General features: G+C 75.8%; 20 protein-coding genes. 10 read left to right on the top strand and 10 right to left on the bottom strand.

Going from position 1 to position 18,750, the window contains the following annotated elements; translation table 11 throughout:
• The first annotated feature begins 92 nt into the window (after positions 1–92).
• The 5 genes from SH587_RS18810 to SH587_RS18830 all read left to right on the top strand — a co-directional run bounded on the left by SH587_RS18810 (position 93) and on the right by SH587_RS18830 (position 6,027).
• Complete coding sequence (locus SH587_RS18810) at positions 93–2,051, top strand: PHP domain-containing protein (RefSeq protein WP_320672190.1); 1,959 nt, start codon at positions 93–95, stop codon at positions 2,049–2,051.
• Positions 2,051–3,751 carry a hypothetical protein gene (locus SH587_RS18815; protein WP_320672191.1) on the top strand — a complete coding sequence of 567 codons (1,701 nt, stop codon included), beginning with the start codon at positions 2,051–2,053 and terminating at the stop codon, positions 3,749–3,751. The genes SH587_RS18810 and SH587_RS18815 overlap by 1 nt, the downstream gene beginning before the upstream one ends.
• A 55-nt stretch (positions 3,752–3,806) precedes the next feature.
• The gene (locus SH587_RS18820) at positions 3,807–4,589 is read left to right on the top strand and encodes a phosphatase PAP2 family protein (RefSeq protein ID WP_320672192.1); all 783 of its coding nucleotides are present in this window, start codon (positions 3,807–3,809) and stop codon (positions 4,587–4,589) included.
• A 143-nt stretch (positions 4,590–4,732) separates the two neighbouring features.
• Positions 4,733–5,341: a uracil-DNA glycosylase family protein gene (locus tag SH587_RS18825; protein ID WP_320672193.1), complete on the top strand. Its 609-nt coding sequence runs from the start codon at positions 4,733–4,735 to the stop codon at positions 5,339–5,341.
• Complete coding sequence (locus SH587_RS18830) at positions 5,314–6,027, top strand: hypothetical protein (RefSeq protein WP_320672194.1); 714 nt, start codon at positions 5,314–5,316, stop codon at positions 6,025–6,027. Before SH587_RS18825 ends, SH587_RS18830 begins: the two co-directional genes overlap by 28 nt.
• Here SH587_RS18830 and SH587_RS18835 read toward each other — a convergent pair.
• Positions 6,024–6,968: a zinc-binding dehydrogenase gene (locus tag SH587_RS18835; protein WP_320672195.1), complete on the bottom strand. Its 945-nt coding sequence runs from the start codon at positions 6,966–6,968 to the stop codon at positions 6,024–6,026. The two genes, SH587_RS18830 and SH587_RS18835, sit on opposite strands and share 4 nt — an antisense overlap.
• Positions 6,969–7,024: 56 nt before the next feature.
• Here SH587_RS18835 and SH587_RS18840 point away from each other — a divergent pair, with 56 nt between their 5' ends.
• Positions 7,025–7,720: a class I SAM-dependent methyltransferase gene (locus SH587_RS18840; RefSeq protein WP_320672196.1), complete on the top strand. Its 696-nt coding sequence runs from the start codon at positions 7,025–7,027 to the stop codon at positions 7,718–7,720.
• Between the two features lie 8 nt (positions 7,721–7,728).
• Here SH587_RS18840 and lhgD read toward each other — a convergent pair whose 3' ends face one another.
• Entirely contained in the window at positions 7,729–8,952 is a 1,224-nt protein-coding gene (gene lhgD / locus SH587_RS18845) for an L-2-hydroxyglutarate dehydrogenase (RefSeq protein WP_320672197.1), read from the bottom strand.
• A gap of 101 nt (positions 8,953–9,053) precedes the next feature.
• On the opposite strand from lhgD, the gene SH587_RS18850 reads away from it, so the two are divergent.
• A complete protein-coding gene (locus SH587_RS18850; protein ID WP_320672198.1) occupies positions 9,054–9,515 on the top strand; it encodes a MarR family winged helix-turn-helix transcriptional regulator in 462 nt (153 codons plus the stop codon).
• Positions 9,516–9,529: 14 nt separating this feature from the next.
• Here the strand turns inward: SH587_RS18850 and rlmD are convergent, their stop codons facing one another.
• The 3 genes from rlmD to argF form a co-directional block, all read right to left on the bottom strand.
• Complete coding sequence (gene rlmD, locus SH587_RS18855; RefSeq protein ID WP_320672199.1) at positions 9,530–10,966, bottom strand: 23S rRNA (uracil(1939)-C(5))-methyltransferase RlmD; 1,437 nt, start codon at positions 10,964–10,966, stop codon at positions 9,530–9,532.
• A 387-nt stretch (positions 10,967–11,353) separates the two neighbouring features.
• Entirely contained in the window at positions 11,354–11,839 is a 486-nt protein-coding gene (locus SH587_RS18860) for a hypothetical protein (protein WP_320672200.1), read from the bottom strand.
• 99 nt (positions 11,840–11,938) lie between these two features.
• Positions 11,939–12,853 (bottom strand): ornithine carbamoyltransferase, encoded by a 915-nt coding sequence (argF, locus tag SH587_RS18865; RefSeq protein WP_320672201.1) that lies wholly within the window; start codon positions 12,851–12,853, stop codon positions 11,939–11,941.
• Positions 12,854–12,946: 93 nt separating this feature from the next.
• On the opposite strand from argF, the gene SH587_RS18870 reads away from it, so the two are divergent.
• Together SH587_RS18870 and SH587_RS18875 are read left to right on the top strand one after the other, a co-directional pair.
• Positions 12,947–13,672: an endonuclease/exonuclease/phosphatase family protein gene (locus SH587_RS18870; protein WP_320672202.1), complete on the top strand. Its 726-nt coding sequence runs from the start codon at positions 12,947–12,949 to the stop codon at positions 13,670–13,672.
• Between the two features lie 42 nt (positions 13,673–13,714).
• Positions 13,715–14,149: a cupredoxin domain-containing protein gene (locus SH587_RS18875; RefSeq protein WP_320672203.1), complete on the top strand. Its 435-nt coding sequence runs from the start codon at positions 13,715–13,717 to the stop codon at positions 14,147–14,149.
• A gap of 4 nt (positions 14,150–14,153) precedes the next feature.
• Here the strand turns inward: SH587_RS18875 and SH587_RS18880 are convergent, their stop codons facing one another.
• The 3 genes from SH587_RS18880 to SH587_RS18890 are packed head-to-tail and all read right to left on the bottom strand — an operon-like array spanning position 14,154 to position 16,155.
• Positions 14,154–14,642: an ester cyclase gene (locus tag SH587_RS18880; RefSeq protein WP_320672204.1), complete on the bottom strand. Its 489-nt coding sequence runs from the start codon at positions 14,640–14,642 to the stop codon at positions 14,154–14,156.
• A 35-nt stretch (positions 14,643–14,677) separates the two neighbouring features.
• Positions 14,678–15,484: a thiazole synthase gene (locus tag SH587_RS18885; RefSeq protein WP_320672205.1), complete on the bottom strand. Its 807-nt coding sequence runs from the start codon at positions 15,482–15,484 to the stop codon at positions 14,678–14,680.
• 5 nt (positions 15,485–15,489) lie between these two features.
• The gene (locus SH587_RS18890) at positions 15,490–16,155 is read right to left on the bottom strand and encodes an HAD-IA family hydrolase (protein ID WP_320672206.1); all 666 of its coding nucleotides are present in this window, start codon (positions 16,153–16,155) and stop codon (positions 15,490–15,492) included.
• Positions 16,156–16,234: 79 nt separating this feature from the next.
• On the opposite strand from SH587_RS18890, the gene SH587_RS18895 reads away from it, so the two are divergent.
• Positions 16,235–17,248 carry a M48 family metallopeptidase gene (locus tag SH587_RS18895; RefSeq protein ID WP_320672207.1) on the top strand — a complete coding sequence of 338 codons (1,014 nt, stop codon included), beginning with the start codon at positions 16,235–16,237 and terminating at the stop codon, positions 17,246–17,248.
• Between the two features lie 43 nt (positions 17,249–17,291).
• Here the strand turns inward: SH587_RS18895 and thiS are convergent, their stop codons facing one another.
• Both thiS and thiO read right to left on the bottom strand, forming a co-directional pair.
• Positions 17,292–17,513, bottom strand: a complete 222-nt coding sequence (gene thiS / locus SH587_RS18900; protein WP_320672208.1) for a sulfur carrier protein ThiS — start codon at positions 17,511–17,513, stop codon at positions 17,292–17,294.
• Positions 17,506–18,717, bottom strand: a complete 1,212-nt coding sequence (gene thiO / locus SH587_RS18905; protein WP_320672209.1) for a glycine oxidase ThiO — start codon at positions 18,715–18,717, stop codon at positions 17,506–17,508. Before thiO ends, thiS begins: the two co-directional genes overlap by 8 nt.
• Positions 18,718–18,750 lie beyond the last annotated feature (33 nt).

An 18,750-nucleotide genomic window follows, 5' to 3' on the forward strand; every position in this document is an offset into this window, starting at 1 on the left:
ACGCGAGACGACCCGGGCCACCGCCCGGGTCGTTCGCGTTTCGGGGGCGGTCTCGGGGTGCGCTGGCGCGCCACCGGCCTATGCTGCTGCCCGTGAGTTCTGCCGCGCCGCTGGCGATCGCCCAGATCACGCCCTACCCCCTGGAGGCCGGGCATCCCGTCACGGCGCACGCCTTGCGTCTGGCGCAGGAGCTGGCCGAGCGGGGCCACCGGCTGGTCGTGCTGGCGCCTTCACGCGACCCCGAGCGGGTGCGGCGGACGCGGGCCGCGCTGCGCGAGGACCCGGCCGGGCTGCTGCCGGAACCGGGGGCCGCGCCGGTGGTGCTGGCGGTCGGCGAGGCGCTGCCGCCGATCCCCGGGACGACCACCCCGGCGACGCTGCCGGTCGACGCGGCGCGGGCGGTCGAGGACGCGCTGACGGCGCTGGCGCTCGACATCGTCCACGTGCACGAGCCGTTCGGGCCGTCGGTCAGCTCGATCGCGTTGCGCCACAGCCGGACGCTGAACGTCGGCACCTTCCACCTGCCGGCCGAGCGGTTCATCGCCACCCAGGTCACGCGCAAGCGGGCCGCGCGGCTGCTGGGCCGGCTCGACGACCGCCAGGCGGCCAGCGCGACGACCGCGGCGCTCGTCGCCCGCTCGTTCCCGATCGGGCTCGGCTACGTCGACCGCGTCCCGCCGCCGGCCGCCGCCAGCGATCCGCCGGAGGCCGCCGCCCGCCGCGATCCGGACGCCCCGCTGCACCTGGTGGTGCCGTTCGACGAGGAGCGCCCGGCCCGCCGCGCCGCCCTCCGCGCGCTCCGCCGGCTCGACCTCGACCTGCCGTGGCGGGCGACCGTGGTGGTCGCCGACGGCGACGCGCCGACCGCGCCGCTGAAGCCGGCGTTGCGCGACCGGATCCGCTTCCTGCCGATCGACGAGCTGCGGGCCGAGCCGCACGGCGAGCACGACGGGGTCCGGCTGCTGCCGCCCGACGCCGACGTGGTGCTGCTGGCCTCGACCGGCGCCCGTCCCGCTCCCCACGCGCTGGTCGCCGCGCTGCACGTCGGCGCGGTGCCCGTCGCGAGCCGAATCGGCGTCCACGACGAGCTGACCGACGGCGGCGCGCGAGGGCTGCTGTTCGAGCCCGGCGACGTCGACGTGCTCGTCGCCCAGCTGGAGCGGCTGCTGGGCGACCCCCAGCTGGCCGAGCAGCTGCGTGCGGCCGGCCGCGAATGGGTCGCCGACCGCAGCTGGGCCGCCCACGTCGACTGGGTGCTGGAGCGCTACGCGGTCGTCCGCGCCCGCCGCCACGACCCCGAGCGCTTCGATCCCGAGATCGTCGCCCGGCTGCGCGACCGGCCGCGGATCGACGTCGACCTGCACATGCACACCGACCACAGCGGCGACTGCGCCACACCGGCCGAGGTGCTGCTGGACGCCGCCCGCCGCCAGGGCCTCGGCGCGATCGTGATCACCGACCACAACGAGGTCTCCGGCGCCTTCGAGGCGCTCGAGAAGGCCGACCGCTTCGGGGTCAAGGTGATCGTCGGCGAGGAGGTGAAGACCGCCGACCAGGGCGAGGTGATCGGGATCTTCCTGAAGGAGCGGATCCCGAAGGGCGTCACCCTGCAGGAGGCGATCGCCGAGATCCGGCGCCAGGGCGGGCTGGTCTACGTGCCCCACCCCTTCGACCGGATGCACAGCGTGCCCGACTACGAGCACCTGCTCGACGTGGTCGGCGAGATCGACGCGATCGAGATCTTCAACCCGCGGGTGGCGATCGGCTCCTTCAACGAGGAGGCCGCGATCTTCGCCGAGAAGTACCGGATCGTCGCCGGCGCCGGCTCGGACAGCCACGTCGCCGCCGGCCTCGGCTCGGTCCGGGTCCGGATCCCCGACTTCGACGGGCCGGAGGAGTTCCTGGTCGCGCTCTCGATGGCAGAGATCGAGACCAAGCCCGGCACGCTCGTCTACGTCCAGGCGCTGAAGTTCCTGGAGACGAAGGCGACCCCGCCCGGCGCCCGCCGCCGGGTCCGCGCGCGCCGCGTCCGCCGCGCGACCCGGGACTGATGGCCGGCGTCGGCCGGCGGGTCCCGCCCTGGGCGCTGGCGCTGCTGCTGGGGGCGCTCTACGTCGCGGTCGCCCCGCCGACCACCGACCTGGCCGCCCAGGAGCACCGGGTCGAGCTGGCCCGGCAGGGGGTCTGGCTGTACGACCTCTCGTGGTTCGGCGGCCACCACCTGCCGAGCTACAGCGTGCTGCTGCCGCTGCTGGGGGCACTGGTCGGGGCGACCGTCGTCGGGGCGCTGGCGGCCGTCGTCGCCGCCTGGGCCTTCGCGCGGCTGGCCGCCGGCTGGTGGCCCGCGACCGAGGACCCGCGACCGTGGCGCGACCCGGCGACGGTCGCCTCGTGGTGGTTCGCGGCCGGGATCGGCGGGCTGCTGTTCACCGGCCGGATGACCTTCGTGCTGGGGGCCGCGCTCGGGCTGGTGGCGCTGGTGCTCGCCGCCGACGTGCGGGTCTCGGACCGGGGACGCGAGATCGGCGCGGCCGCCGCCGCGCTGCTGACCGCACTGGCCAGCCCGGTGGCCGCGCTGTTCCTGGCGCTGGCGGGGCTGGCCTGGTGGATCGGCGCCCCGGCGTCGCGGATGGTCGCGGCGACCGTCACCGCGACGGCGTTCGGCGTCGCGCTGCTGCTGTCGGTGAGCTTCCCCGGCGGCGGCAGCGAGCCGTTCGTGGCCTCGGCCCTGTGGCCGGCGCTGATCGCGTTGGCCGCGACCGTGCTGGTGCTGCCGGCGCGCGAGCGGGCGCTGCGGGCCGGCGCGGCGCTCTACCTGGCCGCGATCGTGCTCGCCGGCCTGCTCGACACGCCGATGGGCGGCAACGCCACCCGACTGGCCGCGCTGGCCGGCGGCCCGCTGCTGGCCGCGGCGCTGCTGGCGCGGGAGCGGGACGGGTCGACCGGGCGGCGCGGTCGCGCCGCCGGCGCCGTCGGGGCGCTGCTGCTGGTCGCCTTCCTCTACTGGCAGTGGTATCCGCCGGTCCGCGACGCCGCCCAGGCCTGGGGCGACCGCGCGGCCCGCGCCGGCTACTGGGCGCCGCTGGCCGACCAGCTGCGGGAGCGGCTCCGCGCCGATCCGGCCCGTGTCGAGATCCCGCCGACCGCCCGCCGCGGCGAGGCGCGCTGGATCGGGCCCGAGATTCCGCTGGCGCGCGGTTGGATCCGCCAGCTCGACCGCGACCGCAACCCGCTCTTCTACGAGGGTCGGCCGACCGCCGACCGCTACCGCCGCTGGCTGGACGAGAACGCGGTCGGCTGGGTGGCGGTGCCCGGCGCAGAGCCCGACCACGCCTCGCGCGACGAGCTGGCGCTGCTGCGCGACCCCGCCGCGCGGCGGGCGATCGGGCTCGACGAGGCCTGGCGCAACGCCGACTGGACGCTTTACCGGGTGACCGATCCGGCGCCGCTGGTGGCGGCCGCGGCCGACCGCGAGAGCGACGATCCGCTCGGCTTCCCCGGCGGCGGGCCCGACCTGCGGGTGGCCGAACTGCGCGCCGACCGGGTGGTCCTGCGCGGTTCCGGCGGAGGCACGTTCGTGCTCCGAATCCGCTACTCCCCCTACCTCCAGGTGATGCACGGAACCGCGTGCCTGTCAACCGCCCCTGGGGGGTGGACGCACGTCCGGTCCATGGTTCACGGTACGGTTACATTGGGAACCGGTCTCCCCGGTCCCTGGCGACGCGCGCAACCGGACGACTGCGACCGGTAGCCGCCCCGCAGGGCGCAGGTCTCGCCCCGCGGTCAGCGCCGATCCCGTTCGTCCCATGCCAGCGTTCCTCACCCGCCCCGTCCGCTTCCTGCCCAACGGCATCCTCGATGCGCTGGCGAACCTGGCGATCGTGATGGCGGCGTACTGGATCTACCGCTACTCGCGGGGCATGGTCGACTACGAGATGGCCGCCTCGACGGCGTTCGCCAACGCCGACTGGATCATCTCGGTCGAGCGGGCGCTGCACCTGGACATGGAGGGCGGGCTCCAGCGGTTCGCGGGCAACGTGCCCGGGCTGCTGGACGGCTCGAGCTTCATGTACATCAACTTCCAGAGCACCGTCACGTTCGGGGCGATGGCCTACATCTACGCGGTCCACAACCGCGCGTTCGGCTTCGTCCGCAACATGTTCATCGTCGCCTGGTTCATCGCCCTCGCCTGCTACGTGCTGGTGCCGACGGCGCCGCCGCGGCTGGTGCCGGGCCTGGGGATCCACGACGCGGTCGCGGCGTTCACGAACATCGACCCGAACAGCCACAGCGTCAGCAAGCTGTTCAACCCCTACGCCGCGGTGCCGTCGATGCACGTCGGCTTCGCGATGATGATCGGGATCCCGCTGGCCCGGCTCTCGAAGCACAAGGTCACGCGCTGGTTCTGGGCGGTCTACCCGCTGGTGGTGACGTTCGTCGTGATGGCGACCGGCAACCACTTCTTCCTCGACGCCGTCTTCGGCGCGATGACCGTCGGCGCCGCCGCCCTCGTCGCCCGCCAGCTCGGCCAGCTGCGGCCGAACGCCTGGCAGTTCCGCGGCAAGCTGCGCGAAGCGCCCTCCTCGTAGGCCGCGGCCTGGCGCCGCCGCCGCGCGTGCGACAGGATTCCGTCAACTCCTGCTCGGCGACGCGTGCAGCACGGATTGCTGCATCCGGCAACCGTCCCTGCAACCGCGAGGACGAGCCGCGCCCCGGGTCAATCCACGCCGCGATGCCCGCGACCGACGACGAGATCCACGAGAAGTACCTCGACCGTGCGATCCGTGAGATCAACTCGTTGACCCACGACCTGCACGCCTGCGAGCGCTGCCCGCGCGGCGAGGCGCTGCCGGTCGTCGGGTCCGGCCACCCACAGGCCGACGTCTTCCTGCTCAAGCACCACGCGACCCGCGCGGAGATCGAGGAGGGCGTCGCCTTCTACGGGCGCGGCGGGACGGCGGTCCTGAAGAGCCTCAAGCGGCTCGGGATCGACCCGACGACGATCTACGGCACGCTCTGCGTCAAGTGCCCGGTCGATGACGACGAGTGGACCGGCGACCCCGGCTGCGTCGCCCGCGTCGCCGAGGAGCTGGCGATCGTCCAGCCGCGGATCGTGGTCGTGATGGGCGGCGACGCGCTCGACGCCCTCAACGCGCTGGAGATCCCGCTGGCCGAGCCGCTGCGCGACGAGCCGGGCACGATCCAGCGCTTCACCCCCTCCTGCCAGGCGCTGGTCACGCCGTCGATCGACGACGCGCTCGACGAGCTGCACGCGAAGCAGGCGTTCTGGACCGCGTTCCGGGAGCTGGGCGCGTGGCACGACTCGCTGCCGCCCTACTAGCCCTGCTGGGCGGCCTGGCCGTCCTCCTCGTCGCCGCGCCGGCGCTGCCCGAGCTGCAGCCGCCGGCGCGGGCGACGCTGGTCGCCGCGGTGCCGCCGATCGTGCTGCTCGGCGGCCTGGCCTACGTGATGGCGCCGCTGGTGCGGATGCCGCTGGCGCTGGCCGCGCTGGCCGCCGCCGGCGGACTGCTGACCGGCGCCACCGCCGCGCTCGACGCCCACGGCGGCGGCACGCTGCCCGAGGCGCTGCTGGCGATCGCGCTCGGGCTGCTGTTCGCGCGGGTCTTCGACCTCGGCGCCTTCGTGGTCGCGCTGCCGCTGGTGATCGGGGCGATCGACGCCGTCACCACCCTCAGCGCCGGCGGCGTCCGGACCTGGCCGCAGCCGCTGCCGGCCGGCGAGCCGCTGACCCTCGAGCTGCCCCTGTGGGGCGCGCACGTGGCGGCCGGCTCGCTCTCGATCGCCACCGTCCTCTTCCTCGCCGCGCTCCAGGGCTACGCGGTCCGCCAGCGGCTGCGGCCGGCCGGGACCGCGGTCGGGATGACCGCGGCGCTGGTCGGGGCCTACCTGCTGGAGTGGCGGCTGGATCGGCCGATGCCGCAGACCGCGTTCGTCGCCGTCGGCTTCCTGATCGCCTGCAGCGACCTGCTGCCGCGCTGGTGGCGGGCCGGCGGGCTCGAGCGCTAGATCGTCAGCAGGACCTTGCCGAGCTTGCCGCCGGCCGCGAACCGCTCGTAGGCGGCGGCGACCTCGTCGAGCGGGAAGCTGGCGGCGATCGGGACGGCGATCGCGCCGCGGGCGATCAGCGGCAGCAGTTCGCGCTCGACCAGGCGGGCGGTGGCGGCCTTCTCCTCCAGCGGGCGGGCGCGGAGGGTCGAGGCGCTGATCCGGCCCCGCTTGCCCATCAGCGCCAGCAGATTGACCTCGGCCTTGAAGCCGCCGCCGACCCCGATCACCACGATCCGGCCGCCGGTCGCCAGCGTCCGCAGGTTGATCGCCATGTTCGGCGCGCCGACCAGCTCGAGGACGACGTCGAAGGGCCCGGCGTCGTCGGCCAGCTCGTCGGGCGCGAGAACCACGTCGGCGCCGAGCGCGGCGACGCCGGCCCGCAGGTCGGGGTTGCGGACCGACGCGGTCACGTGGGCCCCGATCGCCCGCCCGAGCTGGACGGCGGCGGTGCCGACCCCGCCGGCCGCCCCGTGGACGAGCAGCCGCTCGCCGGGCCGCAGGCCGGCCTGGGTCACCAGCGCGTCGTGGGCGGTGGTGACGACCTCGCTGAAGCCGCCGGCGGCCGGCCAGTCGAGGCCGGCCGGGACCGGCATCGCCTGCCGCTCGTGGACCACCAGCAGCTCGGCCTGCCCGCCGCCGCCGACGATCCCCATCACCCGCGCGCCGTCGGCGAACCGCTCGGCGTCGCGGCCGCGCGCGACCACCTCGCCGGCGAACTCCAGGCCGGGGATGTCGGGCGGGCTGCCGGGCGGCGCGGGGTAGCCGCCACGCTGCTGCAGCAGGTCGGCGCCGTTGAGGCCGGCGGCCCGGACGCGGACCAGCAGCTCGCCCGGGCCGGGCGTCGGGTCGGGGTGCTCGGCGACGAGCACCTGGCCATCGCGGATCGTGGCGGCGCGCATGGCCCGACACGCTACCCCGGCGGCACCGGCGACCCGGGCCTGGCACGATCGATCGCGTGCCGCCCGCGTCCCCCGTCCCCGCCGATCGTCGCTTCGACGGGCTGGCCGAGGTCTACGACCGCTGGGAGGAGCTGACCGGCGATCCGGTCGGCGACTGGCTGCCGGGTGTCCTGCCGGGCGGGGCGACCGCGCTCGACGCCACCTGCGGCAGCGGCCGCCACGCGCTGCTGCTGGCCGAGCGCTACGACGACGTGCTGGCCGTCGACCTGTCGGCCGACATGATCGAGCGAGCCCGTGCGGTCCGGCCGCACCCGCGGATCCGGTACGTCCAGGGCGATCTCCACGACCAGCGCGGGCGCTACGACCTGGTCTTCACCTCGGCCGCGCTGCACGACGTGCCGGACCTGGACCGGGCGCTGCTCCACCTGCGGTCGCTGGTGGCCCCCGGCGGGACGCTGATCGTGGTCGACATCGCCGCCGACGGCGCGCTCCGCAGCGGCCGCGCCCCCCGCTGGACGGTACGGGCAGCGATGCTGCGCGGCCTGCTCGGCGACCTCCGGCGGCGCGACCGCCACGCCTGGGAGCGCTACCGGCTGGGCACCCACCCGGTCTGGCTGGCGCACCTGGCCAGCGACGACACGCCCGAGCGCGAGCAGCTGCGCGAGCGCTGCCTGCGGCGGCTGCCCGGGGCCCGCGACGAGCGGCTGCAGTACCTGCACGCCTTCGTCTGGACCGCGCCCGCCGGAGGCTGAGGGCCGGCTCAGCGGTCGGCGGCGTCGACGCGGTCGGCGATCAGCTCGGCGAGGGCCAGCGAGGAGGTCGCGGCGGGGCTGGGGGCGTTGCGGACGTGGACCCCGGAGCCGGTCTCGTGGACGACGAAGTCGTCGACCAGCGCCCCGTCGCGCGCGACGGCCTGCGCCCGGATCCCCGCCGGATGCGGACCGTGGTCGACGTCATCGCGGCCCAGCGCCGGCACGTAGCGCGCCGCCTCGCGCACCAGCCGCCCCGGGGCGAGCGCGGTCGCCAGCTCGTGGGCGCCGGTCCGCCACCAACGCGCCAGCACCCGTCCCGTTCCCGGCCACCCGAGCGTCGCCCGCAACTCGCCACCCCCCGGCCGCCACGCCCCGCGCAGCCGGTAGCCGTCGCGGCGACCGACCAACAGCGCCGTCGGGCCCAGCCACAGCTCGCCACCGATGGTGCGGGTCAGGTGGACCCCGAGGAACGGCAGCGCCGGATCGGGCACGGGATAGATCAGGCCCCGCACCAGTCCGCTGGCCGATGGGCGCAGCCGTAGGTAGCCGCCGCGGAAGGGCACGATCCGCGGATCGGCCGGCGCCCCGTCGGCCACCGCCAGCCGGTCGCTCCAGAGCCCCGCACAGGCCACCACCCGCCGCGCCTGCACCGTTCCCGCGGGACCGGAGACCCGCACCACCCCGCCCGACCGGTCCAGCCGCTGGACCGCGAACCCCAGCCGCAGCTCGCCACCGTGCTCGCGCAGCTGCTCGGCCAGCACCCCGGCGACGGCGGCGAAGTCGACGATCCCCGTCATCGGACTGTGCAGCGCCGCGACCCCGGTCGCGTACGGCTCGACCTCCGCGATCGCCCCCGGCCCCTCGAGCCGCCGCAGGCCCGGAACGCCGTTGGCGATCGCCCGCCGCTCCAACTCGTCCAACCGCGTGCGCTCGCCCGCGTCGAGCGCGACCACCAACTTGCCGCACCGCTCATGCGCGATCGCGTGCTCGTCGCAGAACCGCTCCAGCAGCTCCCGGCCCCGCACGCAGGCACGGGCCTTCAGGCTCCCCGGCGGGTAGTAGATCCCCGCGTGCAGCACCCCCGAGGAGTGCGAGCTCTGATGGGCGGCCACCCGCGACTCGCGATCGACCACCAGCACCCGCCGCGCGGGGTCGCGCCGTTGCAGCTCGCGTGCGGTCGCCAGACCGACGATCCCCGCCCCGATCACCACCACGTCCCAGGGCCCGGTCACCGCTCCATCATGGCGCGTCGGCGCCCGTCGGGAGCCCCGCGCCGACTACGGCGTAAGCGGACGGACGGGCCAGGTGCCCAAGCGTCGGCTACCCTCGCGACGTGTCAACCGACCCCTTCGACCAGCTCCAGCACGAGCTGGCGGTGCTCGCCCGCCGCTCCGAGCGCGTCCGGCTGGCCGCTGCCGACGTCGCCCGCTCGCCGCTGGACCGCTCCGGCTACCTGCTGCTCGCCCACCTCGACGAGCGCGGCGAGCAGACGATGAGCGACCTCGCGACCGCCTTCGACCTGGACGCGTCGACCGTCACCCGCCAGATCGCCCCGCTCGAACGCCGCGGCTACGTCTCGCGGACCCGCAGCGACGTCGACCGGCGGGCGACGCTGGTCCGGATCACCGACAGCGGCCGCGCCGAGCGCCAGCTCGTCCGCGAGGCCCGGACCCAGCTGATGGGCCACCGGCTGGCCGAGTGGTCGGTCGAGGACGTGACCGCGCTCGCGACCCTGCTCGGCCGGCTCAACACGACGCTGACCGAGGCCGACGCGGCGACGCCGCCGGCCCCCTAGGCCGGGACCCCGCCTCAGTCGGCCCGGCGGTCCAATACCGCGACGCACTCCACGTGCGGCGTCTGCGGGAAGAGGTCGACCGGGCGGACCTTGCGCAGCACGTAGCCCTCCTCGACCAGCCGCGCGGCGTCCGGCGCCAGCGTCGTCGGGTTGCACGAGACGTAGACCACGCGCTTCGGCGCCGCCTCGGCGATCCGGCGGCAGACCCGCGGCCCGACGCCGGCCCGCGGCGGATCGACGATCAGGACGTCGGGACGGCCGGCGTGCTCGACCGCGTCCGGCAGGCCGGTGCGAGCGTCCGAGGCCAGGAAGCGGGCGTTGCGGACGTCGTTCAGCTCGGCGTTCTTGATCGCGTCGCGGATCGAGTCCTCGACGATCTCGACCCCGACCAGCTCGCCGGCGCGGGCGGCCATCGTCAGCCCGACGGCGCCGCTGCCGCAGTAGAGGTCGAAGAGCCGCTCCCAGCCCTGGAGGTCGGCGTACTCGCCGGCGATCCCGTAGAGCCGCTCGGCCATCGTGGTGTTGGTCTGGAAGAAGCCCTCGGGGCTGATCCGCAGCCGCAGGCCGGACAGCTCCTCGTGGAAGTACTCCTGGCCGGCCACCAGCTCGGTCTCGCCGCCGTAGGTCGTCTCGCCGACGTCGTGCATCTGGGTCCAGAGCAGGCCGGTCGGCGGCTCCTCCAGCGCCTCGTCGAGCCACGCCGCCAGGCTCGTGACGTCGAACTCGCCGACGCTGGTGACGATCCGGACCTGCAGCTCGCCGGTGCGGAAGCCCTCGCGGACGACGAGGTTGCGCAGGAAGCCCTGCTGGTGCTTGCGGTCGTAGGCGCCGAGCCCCTCCTCGACGCACCACTGGTGGACCACCCGCCGGGCCTCGTTGCCGCGCTCGGTGGCCAGCAGGCAGTCCTCGATGTGCTCGATCCGCTGCCACGAGCCGGCGGCGTGGAAGCCGCACAGCAGCCCGCCGTCGGCGCTCGGCCCGAACGAGTACTCGAGCTTGTTGCGGTAGCGCCACTGCTGGTCGGCGGGGACGATCGGCTCGATCTCGACGTCGGCGTGGCCGCCGAGCCGCCGCAGCGCGTCCTCGACCTGCTCGGCCTTGATCTCCAGCTGGCGCTCGTAGGGCAGCACCTGCCAGGGGGCGCCGGGGTGGTCGGCGACCGCCGGGATCCGCTCGGCCGAGGGCTCCAGCAGCTCCTCGACCAGCGCCTCGCCGTAGTCGCGCTTGCGCTTGGTGACGACGGCCCGCACCCGGTCGCCCGGGATCCCGCCGCGGACGAAGACCACCCACCCCTGCTCGGTCCGGGCGACGCCGTTGCCGCCGTGGGCCAGCGACTCGACCTGCAGCTCGAGCACGTCGCCCCGCTTCGGGCGCGCCGGACGCGGCGGACGGGTGGCCGCGGCGGCCTCGGGCGCGGTCTCGGTCTCGGGATCGGGGGCGCCGTCGGACATCGTCCAAGGGTGACAGGCGGCCGCCGCCACGGGCTTCCCGCAATCCCGACTCGACGAGTTGGCATTTCGCGGCGGGGTGCGATACGGTTCGCCGCGGTCGCGGAGTTAGGGCAACCTTCCTTCCGCCGAAGATCGACCGCCAGCCGTCCCGCGGCTCGCCCCGCCATGACCGTCTGCCCGATCGGGCCGGCGGAAGGGCGGGCCGCTGGACGGTGACGGCCGGCCCTCGGTCGACGACCACCGAACGTTTTCCGACCGGAGCACCCATTCGTGTCGGAAGACAGGGGACCACCGGGCTTCCCACGTGTTGAGGGACATGTGGGCCGCGGGGTCCGGGCGCTGTGAGGGGCGCCCGGGCCCCGCGTCACCGGCCCCGTCGCCGGCGGCTCAGCCGAGCTTGCGCTCGATCGCCCGCAGCACCGTCTTGCGGTTCGCGGTCCGGGTCTCGTGGTCGAGCAGCTTGCGCAGCGCGGCCGGCTCCAGCCCGTCGAGCGCCTGGACCACCTGGGCGGCGGTCATCTCGTCGTAGCCCTCGATCGGCAGCGTCGGCGCGGCCGGCGCCGGTGGCTCGCTGCCGTCGCCGCGGGTGCCGACGATCCGGTCGCGGCCACGACCGAGCAGCTGCTCCAGCTCGCCGCGCAGCTCGTCGGTCTGGCGGCGGCCGGCGGCGACGATCGTCGCGGCCAGCTCGTGGGCGTCGTGGCGGGTCATCCGCCCGCGGCGAACCGCGTCCTCGATCGCCTCCTGGACCCGCTCGCCGGTGACGATCACGCCCTGTGCCAGCAGCTTCGCCAGGCCGCTCAGCTGGCCGCCCGAGTCGTCGGAGGGCGCGTCCCCGGAGGAGGGATCGCGCGGCGGGGTCTGGTTGCTCATGGCTCCTTCGGGGGACGGGTGGGACGGCGGTGCCGGGGCCCGCACGCGAGCCTATCCGACGGCTTTCGCGGCGGGACCGGGTGCGGCGATCGACGGCGGTCAGCCGCCGAAGGGACCGCGCCGCAGGGCCCACTCCAGCAGGGCCTTCTGCGCATGGCGGCGATTCTCCGCCTGGTCCCAGATCCGCTGCCGCGACCCGTAGAGGACCTCGGCGGTGATCTCCTCGCCCGGGTGCGCCGGCAGGCAGTGGAGGGCGATCGCGCCCGGCGCGGCGGCGTCGAGCAGCGCGTCGTCGATCCGGTACGGCGTCAGCGCGGCGCGCCGCTCGTCGGCGGTCGCCTCGTCGCCCATCGAGACCCAGACGTCGGCGTAGAGCGCATCGGCGCCGGCGACGCCCGCGCGCGGATCGCTGGCCAGCGCGGCCGGCACGTCGGCCTCCAGCTGGTAGCCGTCGGGGGCCACGACCGTCACCCGCAGGCCGGCGATCGAGCCGACCAGCGCCAGCGAGCGGGCGACGTTGTTGCCGTCGCCGACGTAGGCCAGGCGCAGGTCGTCGAGGCCGCCGTCCGGGCCGAGCCGATCGGGAAACGCCTCCTGCAGGGTCAGCAGGTCGGCGACCGCCTGGCAGGGGTGGTGGCCGTCGGTCAGCAGGTTGATCACCGGCACCGAGCCCTCGGCGGCCAGCTCCTCGAGCAGCGCGTCGGCGTGGGTCCGGATCCCGATCGCGGCCACGTGGCGGCTGAGGACCAGCGCGGTGTCCTTGACCGACTCCCCGCGCGAGAGCTGCATCTCGTCCGGCCGCAGCAGCAGCGGGTGGGCGCCCAGCTCGGCGACGCCGGCCTCCATCGAGACGCGGGTGCGGGTCGACGGCTTCTGGAAGATCAGGGCGACGCTGCGACCGGCCAGGCTGTCGGCGCCGCGGGTCGGATCCGCCTTCAGCTCGCGGGCTCGGCCGAGGACGGCCAGCAGGTCGTCGCGGGTGAGCTCGGTGCCGGTCAGCAGGTGGCGCGTCACCCCGGGGAAGCTACCGCGCCCACGGCGGCGGCGAGCGGTGCCGCGCGGGCCCGCGGGCGGGTTCGAGCCGACCCGCCCGTCACGATCCCGCCCGTGCGGGTGCTCAGCTGGAACCTGTTCCACGGACGGGCGACGCCGGCGGCCGGCCGGCCGCTGCTCCACGAGTTCGCCGTTGCGTTGCGCGACTGGTCGTGGGACGTGGCGCTGCTGCAGGAGGTGCCGCCGTGGTGGCCGCCGCTGCTGGCCCGCGCGACCGGGGCCGAGCAGCGCAGCGCCCGGACCTCGCGCAACCAGTGCCTGCCGCTGCGGCGCGCGGTCGCCCGCCGACGGCCCGACTGGCTGAAGAGCAACGGCGGCGGCGCCAACGCGATCCTCGTCCGCGGCGGGCTGCTGGTGACCGGCGAGCACGCCGCGGTCCTGCGCCGCCGGCCGGAGCGGCGGGTCGTCCACGCGGTCCGGATCGGCGTCCCCGGCGGCGGGCCGTTCGAGGGCGCGTGGCTGGGCAACGTCCACACCCAGCTCGGCGCCTGGGACGACCACGGTGGGATGGACGCCCCGGCCGCCGACCTCGACCGCTCGCTCGACGCGCTCCGCGGGTGGGCCGGTCCCGGCGACGGCGTGCTGCTGCTGGGCGGCGACCTGAACCTGCCGGCGGCGGCGGTCCAGGAGCGGCTGCCGGCCGGCTGGCAGCGGGTCTGCTCGCACGGACCGGACCACCTGCTGGCCCGCGGGGCGCGGCCGGAGCGGCGCGGCGGCACGCTCGAGCGGGGCGCGCTCTCGGACCACGCGCCGATCGCGGTCGATCTGCGTCCGGGCTGAGGGCGGGCGCTGGCCCCACCCCGCGGCTCTACCATCAGGACCATGCCCGGTCCGGTCGACACGCCGCTTCCCCGCCGCTCGTTCCTCGCCGTCGCCGCCGTCGGCGCGCTCGGCCTGACCGTCGCCGGCTGCGGTGGCGACGACGACGGCGGCGACACGACGACCGCGACCGAGCAGCCGACGACGCCGGCCACCACCGAGACCCAGTCGGCGGCCGGGTCCGGGACGCTGGCGATCGCGATGAAGGACATCCAGTTCACCCCCAAGGTCGCGACCGCCAAGGTCGGCCAGAAGGTGGTCTGGACCAACGAGGACAGCGTCCCGCACGACGTCCGGGCGCTGAAGGGCGAGTCGTTCCAGTCGGAGACCTTCGGCAAGGGCGGGACCTACTCGTTCACCCCGAAGAAGGCCGGCACGATCGAGTACGACTGCTCGCTCCACCCCGGGATGGTGGGCACGCTCAAGGTCGTCGCCTAGCGGCTCACTTCCGCCACAGCAGTCCGAACCCTTGGATGGCCCGCACCGCGCGATCGGCGACGGTGCCGGTGGCGGGCAGCACGCCGAGCTGGACCGCGGCGTCGAAGCGGTCGCTGAAGAGCCGGACGCGCCACAGCCGGTGGGCGGTCGCGTCGAGCTCGCAGACCAGCACCGCGTGGAGGGTCAGGAACCGCTGGGTCGGCGGCAGCGTGCCGATCGGCCCGAGGTTGTTGCCGACCAGCCGCAGCGGCAGGGCGACGATCCGGTCGCCGTCGTGGAGGCAGGGGCCGGTCGCCTCGACCTTGGCGTCGGGGAACGCCTCCCACAGCTGGGCCAGGTGGTCGCCGAGCTGATCCGGCCCCATCAGCGGGACGTCGGAGAAGCCGTCCTCGTAGTGGACGTCGTGCGTGACCAGACGGGCGATCAGCTGCCGGTCGCGACCGGCGATCGCCTTCGTCACCCGGTTCAGCAGCGCCTCGCCGTCGATCTCCACCCCGACATCATGACCGGCGGCGGCCGCCGGCCGGCCTACAGGTCGGGCGTGCCGGCGACCGGCGTCGAGGCCAGTGCGTGGGTCCGCCGCGGGATCCGCCCCGCCTGCCGCGCCAGCCGCCCCGCCTCGACCCCGCTGCGGATCGCCCGCGCCATCCGCACCGGGTCTTCGGCGCGGCTGATCGCGCTGGCGCAGAGCACCGCGCTGCAGCCCAGCTCCATCGCCAGCGCCGCCTCGGAGGCGGTGCCGATCCCGGCGTCGAGCACCACCGGGACCCCGGCCCGCTCGACGATCAGCTCGATGTTGTGGGGGTTGCGGATCCCGAGCCCGGAACCGATCGGCGAGCCGAGCGGCATCACCGCGACGCAGCCGACGTCCTCCAGCCGGCGGGCCAGGATCGGGTCGTCGTTGCTGTAGGGCAGGACCGCGAAGCCGTCGGCGACCAGCTCCTCGGCGGCGGCCAGCAGCTCGACCGCGTCGGGCAGCAGCGTGCGGTCGTCGCCGATCACCTCGAGCTTGATCAGGTCGGTGGCGAACGCCTCGCGGGCGAGCTTGGCCGTGAGGACGGCGTCGCGGGCGGTGAAGCAGCCGGCGGTGTTCGGCAGCAGCTCGACCCCGCAGCGGTCGAGCACGTCGACCAGCGAGCCGCGCTGCTGCGGGTCGACGCGCCGCAGGGCCAGCGTCACGAGCCCGGTGCCGGAGGCGCGGATCGCCTCCTCCATCGTCTGCAGGCGGCTGAACCCGCCGGTCCCCAGCAGCAGCCGCGAGGAGAACGACCGCTCGCCGATCCGCAGCGGGTCGGCGGCGGGCGCGGCGGTCGGGGCAGCGGCGCTGGGGTCCATGCCGTTCAGCGTAGCCCCAGCCGTTCGGGCAGGGTCGCCACCGGCGGGTCGAGGAAGGCGAGCCCGGCGGCGGCCGCCCCGTCGCGATCGACCGGCTCGTCGCCGAGGTGGGCGACCGTCGCCGCCGGCAGCTCCAGCCGCGCCAGCGCCCGCGCGAAGATCCGCGGGTCGGGCTTGGCCGCGCCGGCGTCGGCCGAGGTCACCACCCCGTCCAGCAGCGGCGCCAGGCCCAGCCGCTCCAGGTGCCGCGGCAGGTCGTCGTCCCAGTTCGAGACGCAGACCATCCGCAGCCCCGCCGCCCGGCAGGCGACCAGCGCCTCGGCCACGCCCGGCAGCGGCGCGAAGGCCAGCGCCTCGAGGAAGCCGGCCACGAACCCGGCCTCGTCGGCCAGCGGCCGCGGCACGGCCAGGTCGTCGAGCAGCTCGGCCACGCAGCGCTCGCGCAGGTCGCGGAGGCCGTCGGTCCCGCGGCCCTCCAGGTGATGGGCCTTGTAGTAGGCGATCTCGCGCCGCAGCGCGCGGCCGATCGCGTCGTCGGGCCGCGGCGCCCCGTGCGCCGCCAGCAGCCGCGCGAGCGCCGGCGTCGGGTCGCGGAGCGTCACCAGGCAGCCCATCGCGTCGATCGTCAGGCCCGCGATCGGGCGTCCGTCCAGCTGGGCGGGGGCGGTCACCGGCCCGATTGTGACGTTCCGGTCGTTCGGCGTCCGGAAGGTCACGGCCGGCGGGGCGCCGGCGGGTAGCCTGGCGGGCATGAGCGACAGCTCCCCCGTCCTCGGCTACCGCCTGCGCCAGCTCGACGAGCGGGTCCTGCGCCACCCCGCCGACCGCGCCGCGACCGCCGCCCTGAAGACCGTCCCCGGCCTCAACGCGGTCCTCCGCAAGCTGATCGAGCTGGGCTACGAGCGGGCGCTGCGGCAGGAGGCGCTGGCCTCGGCGGTGCGGATCGGCCCGCAGCAGCTGCCCGAGGTCTGGACGCTCCACCAGGCGGCCTTCGCGACCCTCGACGTCGAGCCGATCCCCGAGCTGTACCTGACCGCCTTCCCGGTGGTGAACGCGCTGACGATCGGCTCGCAGGAGCCGCTGGTGCTGCTCCACTCGCAGGCGCTCGACGTGCTCGACTCCGATCAGCAGCGGGTGGTCCTGGCCCACGAGGCCGCGCACGTGATGTGCGACCACGTGCTCTACGGCACCGCGCTCCAGATCGTCGGCCGGATCACCGCCGCCGGGGCGATCGCCGGCCCGCTGCCGACCAAGCTCTCGCTGCTGGCGATCCAGCACGCGCTGCTGGAGTGGTCGCGCGCCGCCGAGCTGACCTGCGACCGGATCGCGGCGCTGGTCGTCCGCGACCCGCTGCTGGTCTGCCGGACGCTGATGTCGATCGCCGCCGGCACCGCCAGCGAGCGGCTGAACCTGAACGCCTTCCTGGCCCAGGCCGACGACTACGGCAAGCGCGGCCGCAGCCTGCCGGGCCGCTGGACGCGGATCAACCTGGAGCTGGGCACCACCCATCCGCTGGCCGTCAACCGCGCCCACCAGCTGATGGAGTGGGTCAAGTCCGGCGACTACGAGCGGATCCGCGACGGCGACTACCCGCGCCGCGGCGACGGCTCCGAGCCGAGCGCCGGCGACGAGGCGCGGGCGGCCGGCGAGTACTACAAGGAGCGGATCGGCGGCGCCTTCAAGGACATCGCCGGCCAGGCCGAGGCCGCCACCAAGACCGTCTCCGACTGGCTGGCGAAGAACCTCGGCGACCAAGACGGCTGAGCGCGCGCCGTTTGGAACCGTGGCGGTCGCAAACGGCGCGCGCTCAGCCGCCCTGGATCGCCCCCAGCACCTCGACCCGCTCGCCGGCCCGCAGCGTCCGCTGCTCCCAGCCGCCGCGGGGGACCACCTCGCCGTCGACGGCGACCGCGATCCCGCGGCCGCCGCGGACGCCGAGCGCCGCCACCAGCTCGGCGACGGTGCGGCCGGCGTCGGGCCGCGGCTCGCCGTTGACGATGACCGCCTCGCGGTCGGCGGGGTCAGGCACGGGGCTGCTCCAGGGTCGGGGTCGGGGTGGCGGCCGGTTCGAGCCGGCGGGGATCGACCGAGCGCCGCAGCGGGTCGAGCGCCGGGTCGGCGCGGCCGAGCCCGACCGCGGCGGCCAGCAGCGGCCCGCTGAGCGAGGCCAGCAGGACGCCGTTGCGGTGGTGGCCGGTGCACCACCAGAGGCCGTCGAGGGCGCCCGAGCGGCCGATCGCCGCCAGCCCGTCGGGGGTCGTCGGGCGGAGGCCGGCCAGCGTCTCCTCGATCCGCAGCTCCAGCAGGCCCGGGACCAGCTCGGCCCCGTCGCGCAGCAGGTCGTGGACGGCGCCGGCGGTGGTCGAGCGGTCGAAGCCCTGCTCCTCGCTGGTCGCCCCCAGCACGTAGCGGCCGTCGTCGCGCGGGACCAGGTAGCCGGAACCGAACCGCAGCACCCGCTCGACCAGGCCGGGACCGTCGGGGTCGCGGAGCAGCAGCAGCTGGCCCTTGACCGGGCGGACCGGCAGCCGCGCCTCCTCCGGCAGCCCGTCGATCGCCCCCGACCAGGGACCGGCGGCGACCAGCACCGCGCCGGCGGCGATCGTCGTCCCGTCGGCCAGGGCGACGCCGGTCGCCCGGTCGCGGTCGTGGTCGACCAGCACCCGCGCGACCGCGCTGCCGGTCCGCAGCCGACCGCCGCCGGCGACGACCGCGTCGACCAGCGCGGCGACGACCGCCCGCGGATCGACGGCGTGGTCGTCGGGCACGTCGAGCGCGGCCCGCAGGGTCGGGGCGAGGGCCGGTTCGAGCCGCCGGGCGGCGCTCGGCAGCAGCGGCCGGACCGGCACGCCGAGCCGGTCGCGGACGGCGGCGAAGCGGGTCAGGGCCTCGGCCTCGTCGCGGTCGCGGGCGACGGCCAGCGTGCCCTGGCGGCGGATCGGCAGCGACCGGCCGGCGGCCGCGGCCAGCCGCTCGGCGAACCCCGGCCAGGCCCGCAGCGCGGCCAGCCCGAGCGCCAGCTGCTCGGGGTGGTCGGGCTCGGCCTCGACCACCGGCGCCAGCATCCCGGCGGCGACGTGGCTGGTGGCGCGGCCGGGCGGGCCGCCGTCAACGACGGTCACCCGCGCGCCGTGGTCGAGCAGGGTCCAGGTCGCGGCCAGCCCGGCCAAGCCGGCGCCGACCACCACCACGTCGGGCGCGGTCGGGGACGGAGGGGGGATCGGGTCGGGCATCGGGCTTCTCGCTTCGCCGGCATGACCCGGATC

It is taken from the genome of Patulibacter defluvii (assembly GCF_034096925.1).
Lineage (GTDB): Bacteria > Actinomycetota > Thermoleophilia > Solirubrobacterales > Solirubrobacteraceae > Patulibacter > Patulibacter defluvii.